This window comes from Staphylococcus sp. GDX8P114P-2 (genome assembly GCF_017892945.1).
Classification (GTDB): Bacteria; Bacillota; Bacilli; order Staphylococcales; family Staphylococcaceae; genus Staphylococcus; species Staphylococcus arlettae.
In genome coordinates this window covers 1-16046 of record NZ_JAESMB010000028.1, presented here as the reverse complement: position 1 = coordinate 16046, position 16046 = coordinate 1, and the positions used below count along the sequence as shown (strand labels likewise).

General features: G+C 33.9%; 12 protein-coding genes. 2 read left to right on the top strand and 10 right to left on the bottom strand.

Annotation, left to right across the window (positions count from 1 at the left end; genetic code table 11):
• Window positions 1–60: 60 nt before the first annotated feature.
• The 4 genes from KA845_RS12440 to KA845_RS12425 all read right to left on the bottom strand — a co-directional run bounded on the left by KA845_RS12440 (window position 61) and on the right by KA845_RS12425 (window position 6461).
• Window positions 61–3948, bottom strand: a complete 3888-nt coding sequence (locus tag KA845_RS12440; RefSeq protein WP_210128158.1) for a glucosaminidase domain-containing protein — start codon at window positions 3946–3948, stop codon at window positions 61–63.
• A gap of 211 nt (window positions 3949–4159) precedes the next feature.
• Complete coding sequence (locus KA845_RS12435; RefSeq protein WP_210128156.1) at window positions 4160–4582, bottom strand: GNAT family N-acetyltransferase; 423 nt, start codon at window positions 4580–4582, stop codon at window positions 4160–4162.
• A gap of 68 nt (window positions 4583–4650) precedes the next feature.
• A complete protein-coding gene (locus KA845_RS12430) occupies window positions 4651–5121 on the bottom strand; it encodes a DUF2538 family protein (protein ID WP_142019732.1) in 471 nt (156 codons plus the stop codon).
• 17 nt (window positions 5122–5138) lie between these two features.
• Window positions 5139–6461 (bottom strand): LCP family protein, encoded by a 1323-nt coding sequence (locus KA845_RS12425; protein WP_210128154.1) that lies wholly within the window; start codon window positions 6459–6461, stop codon window positions 5139–5141.
• 381 nt (window positions 6462–6842) lie between these two features.
• Here KA845_RS12425 and KA845_RS12420 point away from each other — a divergent pair, with 381 nt between their 5' ends.
• The gene (locus tag KA845_RS12420) at window positions 6843–8495 is read left to right on the top strand and encodes a phospho-sugar mutase (RefSeq protein ID WP_021459249.1); all 1653 of its coding nucleotides are present in this window, start codon (window positions 6843–6845) and stop codon (window positions 8493–8495) included.
• A 73-nt stretch (window positions 8496–8568) separates the two neighbouring features.
• The gene (locus KA845_RS12415; RefSeq protein WP_100218112.1) at window positions 8569–9702 is read left to right on the top strand and encodes a serine hydrolase domain-containing protein; all 1134 of its coding nucleotides are present in this window, start codon (window positions 8569–8571) and stop codon (window positions 9700–9702) included.
• Between the two features lie 75 nt (window positions 9703–9777).
• On the opposite strand, the gene rihC is transcribed toward KA845_RS12415, so the two are convergent.
• The 6 genes from rihC to KA845_RS12385 form a co-directional block, all read right to left on the bottom strand.
• Window positions 9778–10686 carry a ribonucleoside hydrolase RihC gene (rihC, locus tag KA845_RS12410; protein WP_002510114.1) on the bottom strand — a complete coding sequence of 303 codons (909 nt, stop codon included), beginning with the start codon at window positions 10684–10686 and terminating at the stop codon, window positions 9778–9780.
• A 167-nt stretch (window positions 10687–10853) separates the two neighbouring features.
• Window positions 10854–11144, bottom strand: coding sequence for a cytochrome aa3 quinol oxidase subunit IV (gene qoxD / locus KA845_RS12405; protein ID WP_021459248.1), 291 nt, complete (start codon window positions 11142–11144; stop codon window positions 10854–10856).
• Window positions 11141–11746 (bottom strand): cytochrome aa3 quinol oxidase subunit III, encoded by a 606-nt coding sequence (gene qoxC / locus KA845_RS12400; protein WP_002510112.1) that lies wholly within the window; start codon window positions 11744–11746, stop codon window positions 11141–11143. The genes qoxD and qoxC overlap by 4 nt, the downstream gene beginning before the upstream one ends.
• A complete protein-coding gene (gene qoxB, locus KA845_RS12395; protein WP_002510111.1) occupies window positions 11736–13724 on the bottom strand; it encodes a cytochrome aa3 quinol oxidase subunit I in 1989 nt (662 codons plus the stop codon). The genes qoxC and qoxB overlap by 11 nt, the downstream gene beginning before the upstream one ends.
• Entirely contained in the window at window positions 13724–14845 is a 1122-nt protein-coding gene (gene qoxA, locus KA845_RS12390) for a cytochrome aa3 quinol oxidase subunit II (RefSeq protein WP_002510110.1), read from the bottom strand. The genes qoxB and qoxA overlap by 1 nt, the downstream gene beginning before the upstream one ends.
• A 263-nt stretch (window positions 14846–15108) precedes the next feature.
• On the bottom strand, window positions 15109–15426 hold the full coding sequence (locus KA845_RS12385) for an immunoglobulin-like domain-containing protein (RefSeq protein ID WP_002510109.1): 318 nt from the start codon (window positions 15424–15426) through the stop codon (window positions 15109–15111).
• Window positions 15427–16046: the final 620 nt, after the last annotated feature.

The following is a 16046-nucleotide window of genomic DNA, read 5'->3' as shown; positions in this document are numbered from 1 at the left end:
TCATTCTAAGGGTTCAGCGCCTCTATCACCTAAAGTTTGTCTACGTTTTTAGTATTTAATTTATTTTGTGTAAGTGTTTACGTCAAAATATTTGCCGACTTCACCCATAGTGTCATAGAAGTTTTTAATACGAGTTGCATTTTTCTCTGCCCATGAAATATCAGTGGCATATTGATGATCGCCTGGATTTTCTGGGTTCCAACGCATTTTATATAATGTGTTTTGACCTTGGTTGATATATGAGTTAGCAATGAATTTAGCACCACCGACAATGGCTTTCTTAACTGTATCCCAACCTTCTTCTTTGGCACGTGTAAATCCTTGTTTGACAGCGTCATGATCTACAGCACCAATGCCAAACATATTATAATATTTGTTTGGTCCATCAGTTGTAACTTCATCATCAACAACGTCGCCGCCATTTGCAAGCTCAGAAGTTCCGTTTCCAGTTTCAAGTAACGCATGTGATACTAAATATACTTCGTTGATATTGTAAGTTTTAGCAGCTTCACTAAACGCTTCACCTTGACCTTCTAAGATGCCTTTACCATCAAGTAATTCATTTATACGGTTCGCATCAATATTTTGTGATTTGTCTAGGCGTAAAAATTGATATTTTTGTGTTTCATCATTGGCAATACGGCTAGAATCCATGGCATATTTGATTTCACCTAGATTTGCATCTTCCCATTCACCTGGTGTGTGTTGTACTTGAGGTTTGAATTTAAGATTATATTGAGCTAAAGCAGCTTCATCTAAAGTTTGGCCTGTGCTGTAATACTTAATAAGCTCTTTACGTAAATCAGTTTCCTTAATCCATACCATTTCGCCATTAGCTAATTTACCGTAGTACCAAGTAACACCATCAATTACTAATTTTTTATAGCTTGTAAAAATGCCTTCATTGTAATCACTTAATGAGCCACTTGCTTTACCGTATGGATCGTTATAGTAATAACCGTCTTTGTTGTAAATAACATAATCATAGCGACTCTCAACTGCATCATCTGAAGCATTAGTATTATCATCTTTATTACTTGCTTCATTAGTAGCAGTAGGGTGGTGTTTTGCATTTAAGTCGTTAGCAGCAATCCAACCAGTTTTATTATTGACAATACCATAAACATATTCGTCTTTATCTACATGTAACGATTTAGATGCTTTAAAATCATTTTGTTGTAAATTATTTAAATCATCTAATTTTTGAGCTTTTGAACCCCACGGAACAGCATATAGACCATTATTTGTTGGTTTAACTGTGTAATTACCACTTTTTGCTGCAGATTGGCTTAAATTACGTGTATTAATATCTTTTGAATTCACCCAGCCAATAGGCGTATTGTCTTTATTATTTTGAATCAAGACATACGTGTTATCACCTTGAGTACGTTGTTTACCAACTGTAAATGTTTTATTAGCATATTTTGTACTATTTAACGCTGTATTACCATTTACAGATGTTTTAATTTCAGGTTTTTCTGTAGTAAATTGACCCAGTTGTTTAACATTTTTAGTTGCTGTTTGTGTCGCAGTATTTTGCGTATTTGTGTTGGCTGTTCTTGGTGTTGTTTCTTTAGTTGCTTCTGTTGTTGCTTCTTTAGTTGCACTTTGCTGTATTACAATATCACCAGTTTGCATCCAACCGAGATTATCTTTTGATTTTTGATCAGTAATTAAATAGAATGATTTATCACCATAGTCTGCTTTTTTAGTTAGGTCGTATGTTGTGCCATTAACATATGATTTTTGAACACCTTGTTTGTCATATACAGAAGTGTACACACCATTGTTATTTTCCCTCACAGTACCACGTGTATTTTCTAATTCACTTACTGTTAACTTGTCAGTTGTAGTATTTTCATCTTGTTTGACTGTGATGTCACCAGTCTGCATCCAACCGATACTATCTTTTGATTTTTGATCAGCGATTAAATAGAATGATTTATCACCTAATTTAGCTTCTTTCGTTAAATCATAAGTTGTGCCATTGACGTATGATTTTTGAACACCTTTTTCATCATATACAGAAGTGTATACACCATTGTTATTTTCTTTCACAGTACCTTGCTTATCTGTTAATTCATTTACTGTTAATTCGTCATTAGTAGAAGGTGTTTCTGTATCGTTAGTATTATCATCGTTCTCACTTGTATCGCCTGAATCGCTTGAACCACTTTCTCCCCAATCAGCTACTTGACCAGTTTGAATGAGATACTTTTCATTGATTAAGTCGTAAAGTTCATCATAGCTATAATTATTGCGAGCTAAGTAATCATGTGGATCGGTATGATCTGTTCCACCTAAATAGTTACTAACTGCTTTATGTGTCCATACAGTACCTTGACCATCATATTCAGCACTGTCAGGTGATAAGCCGTAATAACGTAGATTTGTTGCTGCGTAATCAGCGTAATTGTTCATTGAACGTGCGAAATCTTCTGGTGTATGCGTGTGAACTAATTCTACTTGGATATATCTTTCATTGGCTACTGGACCACCGCCCCAAGATAAGTAGTCTGTATTTGCAGTTTCGATAATGCGGTCACCATCGACATAAGCATGAACAAAGGCGTTATTATAATTGTTTTTCATATAATTAATTTCGCCTTCAATAGTTGAATTATCATTTGCTGTATCATGTAAGACGATACCTTCAGGAGCACCATTACGATAATCATATTGTGGTAAATAATCAGCTATATCTGATTCATAATTTGGTGCAGTGAAATTTTGTTCTCTAATATAATCATTTACGCTTGAATCTACAGTAGGTTGGTATTTAGGTAAGTCACCAGCCTCACGTTTCACAGTAGTATTATTATCATCTGATGTAGAAGTTGCAGCAAAACTACGCATTTTTGGTGCTGATTCTAAACGCATTGTTCTAGGTTCTACTTGTTGTTCGTTTGTAGCTTCCGTAGTCAATGTATTGTTTTCAACATCGTCGTTTGCAGTTTCTGTAGTTAATGTATTACTTTCAACATCATTGTTTACCGATTCATTCGTAGCAGCTGTAGTCTTATCAGTATCATCTTGGACACTGCGATTTTGAGTAGCAGTTGCTACTGGTGTTTGATCATCTTGTGGTAAGTCTTCAGAGGATTGACCATCTGTTACTGATGTTTCATCTGAATTTTGTGCTTGTACGTCACTAACATTAGTCGTTTCATTTTGAGCTGTTGCGTCATTATCGACTTTATCTTGTTGTGCTTTATCAGCCGTATTATCTTTAGCTTGGTCGTCGGCTTGAGCATTAACATCATACTTAGCGTTAGAGCCAGTAGTTGATGTAATATCATCTTGTTGACTAGCTTCAGCTGAACTATTTTGATCTTGAGCACTTACTTGTGCGTCACTGTTATCAGAAGTAGCAGTGTCTTGTTGTGCTTTCTCAGTCATATTATCTTTAGCTTGGTCGTCAGCTTGAGCATTAACATCATACTTAGCGTCAGAGTCAGTATTTGAAGCAGCATCATCTTGTTGACTAGCTTCAGCTGAACTGTTTTGATCTTGAGCACTAGCTTGATCGTCATATTGAGTATCAGTTGATTGTGCACTGTTCGCTGATGAACCATCGTTATCAGTATTCGCTGTATCTGTGTTGTCAACTTGTTGCTCTGTAGTTGCCTCATTATTTTGTGCCGAATCTTCATTTGTTAACTCGTCTAATTTGGCATCGTAAGTGGAAGTTGCTTCATTTTGAGTTTCTTCTACAACAGATGGGTCTTTATAAGCTTGTGTACCCGAAACGTTTGTCGTAGGGTTACTTACTTCTGACTTTGTCTGCTCAGCTTGTTTAACTGTGCTGTTGTCATCTAAAATATTTTTATTTGTAGTTTGATCCTGTGTTTTCTCAGAAGCTTGAGCGTGATGTGTAGTTAAAGCTGTTCCTGCAAGTGTCAGAGCAATAATAGAAGGTGCTTTATAATTAAACTTTTTCTTTTGCATGAAACTACTCCTTTATGTATAAATTTGTTTTCATTATAATACGTCAAAAGTCTTAGAGGGTCATTTTTCATTAATTTGTAATATAATAGTAATGTGCAATAATATTGTAAACTTCTATGAAAACGCGTAATTACAATAGATTTATGTTAATTACATATAATAAATATTACAATGGTTGCATAGAATAGTAATAATAATTAGTATTGCGCTATTATATTGATTTGACCATTTTGACATGTTTTATTTCTTCCTCATAAAAAATGTCTCCGACACTGTTATACCCCAAAGAAGAGTAAAATAACTTCGCGTGTAGTTGCGCATTTAAAATAAGTTTTGTATAACCTTGTTGTGCGGCCGATTTTTCGACGAATTGCATTAATTTTTTTCCATAACCAGATTTTCTAAATGCAGGATGAATGGCTACTCTTTCGATTTTTACCCCTTGTTCATATTGTCTGAAGCGTGCAGTAGCAAAAGGCTGTTGATTGTAATTATAGCCAATAATATGTGTTGCAATTGCGTCATAATCATCTAATTCATTTTCGACTGGTACGCCTTGTTCTTTTACAAAAACTTCCTTTCTAATATCAAAAGCATCTTGTTTTTCTGCTTCTGTTGTTATTATTTTGAACATAGTATCCCTCATTTCTTATAAATAAAACCCTATCAAAGCTAAACTAAGATAGGGTAGTAATCATACATTTATTGTGCTTCTTTACGTACTATAGCACTATATTGCCAAAATATACGCATTTGTGCAATGTTCCAATTATTCATGCCCATAGTAAAACCAGAAGGTTTAAACAGATTAACGTCTGTAACTTCTAAAGCTGCTGCTATTAGATATTGAATAGGGACACTGATTTGTTTCATTGTTTCAGTTATACCGTTTTGGTCATAGACCCAAGTGAAAGGTAATTCAGATTCGAACACATCCACTTTATCAAATATTTCAGGTAAAGCAACAATGTAACAAGCACCATCAACAACAGGGTTTACATCACTTTCTTTATAATAGATGCGCAAGGCTTCATAATTTTCTCTATGTGCATGATTAACATAAAAAAATTCATTTCTAAATAATGCCATATCTTTACTATGAATAATCTGTTGTTCTAACATATTAAACATCCCATTGATGTGGGCCAGTTTATCATATGTTTTGCGTGACATATTATGTGCTCCTTTCTTTAATACTGACCAGTAGGCATTTGGTTTGATTGGTTCGTATCAGCGGAAGGTGCCATTTGATCATTATTTTGAGTTTCATTTGATTGTCCTGATTGGTTATTGCCATTTTGTTGCATGTTTGGATCCATATTTTGACTATTATCCTGTTGCATATTCTGATCGGAGTTTTGACTATCATCTTGTTGCATATTTGGATCCATGTTTTGAGTATCATTTTGTTGTTGATTTGTATTTGACTCATCGTTTGATTCATCTTCACTTTGTGATGAATCTTGTTGATTTTTTCTTAATAAACTTTGATCAATTTCAGTTTGTGGTACGAGTGTACCATAAAAATCAGTCACTCGTTGATTTAAGAACTTGTCTGCATCTTCAATTTTAGGTAAATCTAAATCTTTTCTCAACAAATTCGATGTTTTCATAATGCTGTTTATGTCAGGATTATAATAATAGACGTTGTTTAAGTAATCATCTTCACCTTCAAGTTGAGTTGTTTCAATATCTAAATTACTTTTTAGGTATGTTGTAGCTAATGATTTAACTTCATCCGAACTTAAATTATGTTTTGAGTTATTGCCGACTATTTTAATGACGTCGTCAAGTTTACTGAAAGAATTTTGCTTTTGTGCTTTGGCAATAAGTAGTTTTATTAATTCCATTTGTCGTTGACCACGTTTTAAATCGGAGTCATTGTGACGTGTACGTGCAACAGCTAATGCTTCATCACCATTTAATTTTTGATAACCTTTTTTAACTTTAATTTTACCTGTATCGTCAGTATTTGGTTCATTTAAATTATATGGTACGTCATAGTAAATACCATCAAGTTCATTGACTGCATCAACAAAAGCCTCCATATTAATACGTACGTAATAGTCTACAGGCACATTTAAAGTGCCTTCAACTGCGTCCATTGACGCAATAGGACCACCAAAAGCATGAGCATGTGTAATTTTATCATAATATCCCATTTTTGGAATATAACTAATTGTATCACGTGGGATACTTAACATTCTTAGTTGTTGAGTATCTGGATTTAAAGTTGAAAAAATCATGGCATCCGTACGAGATTTGGATGCGCTTTGGCCATTTTTTTTACGTTGTTCATTCTCATCGATACCCAAAAATAAGATCGATACTGGATCTTTTGATGGATTGACTTTGGAATCTCGTAAATTAGATTTACGGTTCGAGTCACTTCCATTAAATGAATCGTCAATTGCGCCTTGAGAGGCTTTAAATAACATAATAGTATAAATAACTGGAATAACGACAAGTCCTAATGAAAGTAGAATCAAAAGGTATTTAAAAAGTTTATTCATTATTTTTCTCCCACTTTATTTTATAATTTGTACAAATATAGATGTTAATAAAAAATGTTGCGATTGTAAATTGTATTAAAAAAATGTAAATATTAAAATGTACTATAAGGTAATATTTTATTACTTTGAGAGAAAAATATCAACTATGTTTCATTAAAGTGTGCGCATTGCATAGTGAAATATGATCATTACTTGAGCACCATTGACTATACTTTTTTCATGAATTTCAGCTATAATTAATATGTGTAACGTCATTACTCATTCGCTAAAACTTTGGTAGGAATTTTTAGCTATACTGTTTAATGTTTTCAGTAGTGTGGAAAGTAGATATATATTCAAAGGAAGTTAAAATATAAACGCGGCGCAGGAGGAATTATACTAATGAAACAACAATGGATTGAGAAGTTAGATGAAAGTTTAGTAAAACCATTTTATGAAACGCAATCGGAAGAGGAAGTTGAATATGGTTTTAATAGTACACTATCATTTGGAACTGCAGGCATCAGGAGTACATTTGGTATAGGTCCAGGAAAATTGAATGCTTTTACTGTACGTAAAGTAGCACTAGGGCTAGCACAATTCTTGACTGCACAACATGCAACACCATCAGTGGTTATTCATTTTGATACTCGATATTTGTCAAAAGAATTTTCTGAAGAAATGGCAGGTATTTTAGCAGCTAATGGTGTACAAGTCATATTGGCAGCGAGTTATAAGTCTACACCTGAATTATCATTTGCAGTTAGACATTTAAATGCTACTGCCGGTGTTATGATAACAGCTAGTCATAATCCTAAAAATTATAATGGCATTAAGGTTTATAATGATGCCGGAGGACAATTATTACCTGAGGAATCGACAACATTGAGTAGTTATATAGATGCTATTGATAAGCCGCTAGAGCTAACTAAACCAGATTTTTCAGAACTTAAAGCAAATCAAAAGATACAGTATTTAGATGATACAGTAACTGAAAGTTATATTAAAGCTGTCACAAAGTTGATAGATAAAATAGAATATAATAATGAAAAAGTAGTATTAACAAGTTTACATGGTACAAGTTTACCTATTTTAGAAAATATTTTGACTGGATTAGACTATACAAATTACGTTATTGAAAAAGAACAATCGCAACCAGATGGCGGATTTCCGACTGTAAAAAGTGCCAATCCCGAAGAAGTTGAGGCTTTTGAAAGGGGAATTAGCTTAGCACAAGAAAGCAATGCAAATTTAGTTATTGCTACTGATCCTGACGCTGACCGACTGGGCATTGTTGAAGTTTATGAAGATGGTTCATACCGTTATTTCAATGGTAATGAGATAGGTTTAATGTTAATGAAATTAAGATTTCAAGATCTCGCTGATTCAAATCAACCATTATATATAGTTAAATCAATTGTCACGAGTGAATTAGCTGAAAGACTAGGACAGTTACTCGATGTCGAAATTAATAATGTGTTAACTGGTTTTAAATACATTTCAGAATTATTGGAAGAAAAAGATGCGGAAGAAGAAAAATTATTGCTAGCCTTTGAAGAGAGTCATGGTTATTTAGCTGAATCTATTTCTCGTGATAAAGATGCTATTCAAATTGTGCCATTAATTATTAAATATAAAAATTTATTAGCACAAAATGGACTGACATTTAACAATGTAATTAATGATATTTATCAAAATATTGGACAATTCAAAGATAAGACAGTGGCATTAAGTTATGAGGGAGCAGCAGGGGTTAACAAAATCAATGCTATTATGAATCAATTTAGAACAGATACAACTTTACCAACTGAGATGTGCGGATTAACAGTTAAACGTGTTGAAGATTATCAACAAGGTATAGTAACAAATATAACGGAACAGTCGGTACAAAGCCTGTCTTTACCTAAAACAAATTTACTAAGATTTATTTTTGATGAAGGTTTTATTGCGCTGAGACCGTCAGGTACAGAACCTAAAATTAAACTTTATTTCTCTTTAAATGTCGACAACATTACAGCAATTGAGGATCAATTTATAGCTAAATATGTAGATTGATAGTACAAAGTTACAAGGAAGGTAAAAGAAAATAAAACAACATAAACTACTTATTGGATTAACAACTTTTGTGATGTTGGTAGTATTAACTTTGGGAGGTACTTATCTATATAAGTACCTTTTCAATGAAGCTACAAAGAAAACAATACCGACCAACAGCCATAACACCACTAGAAAAACAAATAAAGTAGTGCGTATGAACACGACAATGGATACAACTAATAAAGTGTATACACAAATTAATGACTATTTAGAATCAGTAAACTTCAATGGCACCATTACGATTATGCAAGAGGGAGAGTTAAAATTAAATAAAGGTTATGGTATGAAAAATTTTGATACATTACAACCTAATGACGCTAATACGATGTATTTAATCGGGTCAAGTCAAAAATTTTTAACAGGGCTAATGTTAAAACAGTTAGCTATTGCAAAGCAAATTAATATGGAGGCTTCGCTGACACAATATATACCATGGTTTCAAACCATTTATCCATTAAACAGCAATGATTTAATGTTACATCAAAGTGGTTTGTTTAAATATCAGCCCTCTGAACATGTTACGTCAATTCAAGAAGCTACACAGGCAATACAACGTAGAGGTATTAATCCTAAACTCTATAAAAAGCCACAATACAATGATGGTAATTATATTGTATTAGCACATTTGATTGAGGTGATTACTCACCAATCATACGAACAAGCATTTAAACAAATGATAATGCAACCAAATGATTTAAAATTTACAGCTTTTTACAATGATCATAATTTAGCACACAATATGGCAATCGGATATAAACAAGTTAATCAAAAACCAGTGAAACAACAACCGCGCTTTCTAAACCAATATTATGGTGCAGGTAATTTATTTATGGCTCCATATGATATGGCGCAGCTCATTTTAAATTTACAACACAATAAAATATTTTCTGCTGTTGAAACATTACCATTTATTAAAGAAAGTATGACTTCTCGATATCCTAAAGCATATAGATTTGGTTATTATAGTTTCCCTGATAAAAATCGCATCAATGGCGGTTTTTATGGCCAAGTGTTTACAGTATATTTTAACGATCGCTATATCATTGTCATGGGTACAAATTATGAACAACCCCATTTGACTAATGAGTCAATGTTAAAACATATTTTTAAGCATTACTTAAAACAGGAAAATCACAATTATAATAAAACAGGAAAGACATACTAAAAGGCTGGAATAATGTTATTCCAGCCTTAAAATATTATCTGAATGAGCAGATACCATTATGAGATTGTGTGAGTTTTACTTACAATATGTTAAAGCGTCAAAGAAGATTTTTTCGAAAATGTCTGTTTCAATCCCCATAACGACAGTGCAATTAGGATATGCAGATTTTAAATCTGTAACAGTAGCCCCTCTAGTTAATTCCCCAGTTGTTTCGATATCTACGCGAGCTTCTACAATTTGAAAAAGTTCAGGATGTAATAAATATAAAATGGTATATGCATCATAAATGTTAATACCATATTCAAAATCATCTCCACGATAATGTGAAAATAATTGATGCAACATACGTCCTGTATCATTTAAACTTTTCAGTTTCTCTAATTTGGCATGTATTAAAGTCGAACTACGTGCTACATCTAAACCGACCATCGTCAAAGGTAATCCTGAATTAAACACAATATGAGCAGCTTCAGGGTCGCAATAAATATTAAATTCTGCTAATGGTGTGACATTGCCACGGCCGGCACTGCCTCCCATTAAAATAATTTCTTTAATCTGTGTTTTCACTTCGGGATATGTAGTTAATAACAAAGCAATGTTGGTTAATGGTCCAATCGGAATGAGTGTGATGGGTTCTTTACTATTGATAAGTAGGTCATACATTGCTGCAACTGCATTATGAGAAGACAATGTTGATGCGTCTACTTCTTGGAACTCGTAACCATCCATTCCAGATTCGCCGTGGACACTACTGGCACTGAATATGTCAGACAGTAAAGGATGTGATGCACCTCGATGTACGGGAACATTACTATTAAAAAATTGTGTAAGTTTCAATGCATTTGCTGTTGTTTTTTCAATGCCTACATTCCCATTTACAGTGGTCAACATTTTAACATCCAAATCAGGATGATTTAGGGCAATACTGATAGCTGCTGCATCATCAATGCCAGGGTCAGTATCTATAATAATAGGGTGCTTCATAATTAAACCTCCGTTCCAAATTTAAACCTATTACCATTATAATAGGGACTAACGTAAAATTACTAATACAAGCCATTACAATAATGGCAATTGCTCATAATCATAGGGGAGACAAGTAATAATTAAATAAAAAAAAGACTTCTCCGAAGAGAAGTCTTTTTTGACACTTATAAGTGACTTGAATGTCCACCTTGCATTACCCAGTAAGTACCAATAACAGTAATTAAAGTGATAATAATCGCGAAGATTACTTTGAAACCTTGAAGATTACCGTCTTTACCTTCAGTTAAATGCATGAACATTAGTAACTGCACTGCTGCTTGAATAAAAGCAAAGCCAAATATAATTGTAATCTTTGCATTTAAAGTCATTGATGTGTAAAGTGTCACGAAAACTGCTAATATGGTCAAAACGATTGAGGCGATAAAGCCTACTGTATGCTTAACTATTGTATTCATCCACTAAACACCATCCCTATCATATATACGGCAGTAAAGATGAAGATCCATACAACATCTAAGAAGTGCCAGTATAAACTAACTATAAATAATTTAGGTGCATTATCTTCATTTAAGCCACGCATACCTATTTGAATTAATAAACAAATAATCCAGACGATACCTAGTGAAACGTGGGCACCGTGCGTACCTAATAAAATAAAGAAACTTGACCAATAAGAACCGATTGTAGGATTAACACCTTCATGTGCATAGTGTGCGAACTCATAAATTTCAAAACCTACGAAGATTGCACCTAGCAATACAGTGATAATCATCCAAATCATCATTAATTTTTGTTTCTCTTTTCTCATATAGTAAATGGCAATACCACAAGTATATGAGCTGATTAATAACGCAAAAGTCATTATTAATACTAATGGTAATTCAAACAATTCAGTAGTCATTTTACCAGCGTAGTCGCCACCATATTGCAATGTTAATAACGCTGCAAATAACGTACCAAAAAGTGAAAATTCAGCTGTAAGGAAAATCCAAAAGCCAAGTTTATTTAAATTACCTTCATGCGAACGTGCATCAATTGTATTTACATCATGACTCATGACTTACAGCCTCCCTTTCTTTTTTACGTGCTTCACGTAGTCTAGCTTCTGTTTCTTCTACTTCAGAAACAGGAATATGATAACCGTGATCGATTTGGAAACTTCTATAAATCATAGTACCGAAGATACCGATTAAACATAAAATCGCTGGTAATATTGTTTCAAAGACTAAGAAGAATCCACCAATTGTAAAGAAGATACCCATCCAGAAACCAACAGGTGTATTGTTTGGCATATGGATTTCTGAGTAATTATGGTTGTCTAAATAATGGCGACCATGTTCTTTCATGTTTACAAATGTGTCGTAGTCATTCCAATCTGGAGTGATTGCAAAGTTATATTTAGGAGGCATAGCAGAAGCTGTAGCCCATTCTAAAGTACGACCTAAACCATTCCAGTTATCACCAGTTGCTTCTCTTGGAGAAGTGAAGTGACTGTAAACAATACTTACTACTAAGAAAGCGAAACCAATTGCCATAAGTACTGCACCGATAGTTGAGATTAAGTTTAACATCCACCAACCATCTTCTGGCATATAAGTGTATAAACGACGTGGCATACCATCTAAACCAAGTACGAATTGTGGTAAGAAACATACGTTAAAGCCAATCATAAAGAACCAGAAACACCATTTATTTAATGTTTCGTTCAATTTATAACCAACCATCTTAGGATACCAGAATATCAGTGCACCGAGACAGGCGAACACAACACCAGCAACTAACGTATAGTGGAAGTGTGCCACTAAGAAATACGTATTGTGATATTGGTAGTCAGCAGCGGCCATCGCTAACATGACACCAGTAACTCCTCCTAATAAGAAGTTAGGAATAAACGCTAGGGCGAATAACATCGGTGATTCAAATGTAATTCGACCTTGATACAATGTGAACAACCAGTTAAATAATTTAACCCCGGTCGGTATACCAATCAACATCGTTGTGATTGAGAAGAATGAGTTGATTAAGGCACCATTACCCATTGTGAAGAAATGGTGAACCCAAACTAAGAAACTTAAGAATGCAATACCTGCTGTTGCCCAAACCATACTTTGATGTCCAAATAATCGTTTACGTGCAAAAGTAGGTATAATTTCTGAATAAATACCGAATGCTGGCAAAATAACAATATATACCTCAGGGTGCCCCCATACCCAGAAGAAGTTTGCCCAAAGCATTGGCATACCACCATCCGCAACTGTGAAGAATGCCGTGTCAAAGATTCTATCAGTTGTGAATAGCGCTAACGCAACTGTTAGTACAGGGAATGCCAAAATTACAATAAGAGCTGTGATAAATGTAGTCACAGTGAACATAGGCATTTCCATAAATTTCATTGTAGGTGTTTTACATCTGAGGATAGTAACGAAGAAGTTAATACCTGTCATTAATGTACCAATACCTGAAATTTGAATTGCAATTAAGTAATAATTGACGCCTGGACCTGGACTAAATTCTCCAGCTAATGGTGCGTAGTTAGTCCAACCTGCTGCAGGTGATCCACCTACGATAAATGAAAGGTTGAATAACAACATACCTGAGAAGAATAGCCAAAAACTTACGTTGTTAAGAATAGGGAATGCAACATCGCGTGCACCAATTTGTAATGGTACGATCACATTCCATAATCCGAAAATGAAAGGCATTGCCATGAAAATAATCATGATTACGCCGTGTGTACTAAAGATTTCGTTATAGTGGTTTGATTCCAAGAATTTGTTATCTGGAATTGCTAATTGAGTACGCATTAATAACGCATCGATACCACCACGAATAAACATTAATACGGCACAGATTAAGTACATCGCACCAATCTTTTTATGGTCGATAGATGTGAACCATTCTCTATATAGATATTTCCACAATTTAAAATATGTGATTACTGCAATTACACCGATAACCATGAATGGGGCACCGATTTGTCCCATTGTTATCATCCAGTTACCTTGTACCAGTAATTGATCCCATGGAAAATTCATTAATGTCCACCTCCATGTTCCTGGTCATTTTTCTCTAGCTCAGAAGCTTTATTATCTTTACTTCCTTCGCTGAGTTTTTCCATTTCATCCATATTATGAGATTCTTCTTCCTTGAACTCATTATTATATGGCTCGTCGTTACCTAAGATCATGGCTTTCATTCCATGACGCTCATAGTTTGCATTTGAGATTTGTGGTTTACGTTTCGGTTGATCCGGTTCATCTAAAATATCTTCTGTAAGTTCTTCTTTAGAATTGAAGTTTGGATCTTTTTGAACGTAATTATAGCGATCGTAAGCATAGAAGATATACTCAGGATCAGCTGCTGGATCGACAAATGCCATATGAGTACCACTGAAAGTAAGTTCTTTGTTTTCAGTAGTAGGTAAAAGTTGCTTATCAAAAGTATCTTGATCTAATACTTTTTTACTTTGAGCATCTTTAACCCAATCCTTGAAGTCTGATTGGCTTACAGAATGAACATCAAATACTTGACGTGCGAAACCTTCACCATTGAAGTTTGAGTTACGTCCACGGAACGTACCTGTTTCACTTGCAGTCATTGTCCAATCCATTGTCATGCCAGTCATTGCATATTTCTGACCACCAAGTTGTGGAATCCAGAAACTTGTCATCATATCCATTGATTGAAGTTTGAAGACAACAGGACGATCTTTCGGAATAGTTAAATGATTAACTGTTTCGATTTTTTCTTCAGGATAACTGAAGAACCATTTGTAACCGGCACTAGTTGCATAAATAACTATTGGGTCATCCTTTTTCTCTGGTTTTTCTTCATATTGATAAAGCGATTTGACCGTTGGAATTGCTAATGCAATAACAATGATGACTGGGATAACGAACCAGATAAACTCTATTAATGAATTGTGATGCATTTTACCTGACTCATCATTATTTCTTAAGCGGTATTTAAATAAGAAATAAGCGAACATGATGAGTACTACCGCCATAATAACAAGCATGAAGATGATTGAATAGATAATCAAGAACTTCGAATCACTTGCCATTGGCCCTTTTGGGTTTAAAACTTCTACGTTTGAACAACCACTAAGTAAAATTAGTGAGCCAAAGAGTAGAAGCAAAGACTTAAATTTTGACACTTTTTTGACCTCCTAATACTACAATTGTAGGGCTTAACATCAATTTTAAGATATTACGCGATATTTACAAGTGTTTGTAGCAAAAAAAAAATTGTAAAATTAAAACAACCCCAACAGAAACAACGTCTGGTGGGGGTTGAAAGATTTGTTAAAATTATGTGTACATTTTGTGAAAAGTGTCATAATTAGACATATTTAATAAATATAGTGGTCAACAGTGATAACTGTTATCAATTAGGGTTGGTTAAACATAGTTATGTATATTATTTTACTTCAATGTAACGTGTTGATTTATCTACTGCTCCATTAGAATCTTCTACTTGATATTCAATTTTGTACTTTCCTGATTTATTTGTATCTACATGTCCGTTTACAGTAATTTTGTCTGTAAGATCACCATCTTCTTTATCATAAGCACGAATACCTTTTAACACATTGTAGTCGTTACCTTTTTCGACAATTGTGTCCGTTGCCCCTTTAATTTCAGGAATAGTATTTTCAGTTGCTTCTGCACTTAAATTAGGTGTCACTAGTGTGGCTGACACACCTATAGCTGATAAAGATTGTAATAATTTATTCATAACGCTACCTCCGTATGAAAATAAGTTGTTGCAAGTTAAACATAATATAACGCAGTTACTCGTTTTGAACATCGTACTATAGTCCTAATATAGCGAAAAATTTTAAATTTAACTGTAAGTTAACGTTAAATTTTAGTAAATATGAAAACATAACAATGGTATTTTATTAGCTGTGACATGTGCAATTAAGTGATTTTTGAAGTTAATATACATATCAATAGTAAAAATAATTAAAATGTGAAGGGCGGGGGTTATATTAAATATCATTTGTGCAATATAATAGTAAAAAGCAGAATTTAAGTAGTTGTTTCTGTTAAACGTATTGAAAAAACTAAGAGGACATTAATTCTGTTTCAGAGTGTCAACAAACTATCGACTTTGTTGGCAGTTTTTTGTGCACGCTTTTTGCGGGCACTGCCTCAGCCTGTAGTCTTCGGCGAGTGCAATTACCGAAGGGTCGGCACTATTCACTGCCAATAATATAATGTGAAAAATACCCCATAGATAAAAATAAACAAGCCTTAGGTGAACTATGAACTGACCCCAATTAGTGGGAATAAAATAAAAACACTTTCGTTGAATTCATTTAAAATGAATCATACGGAGGTGTTTTTTCTATG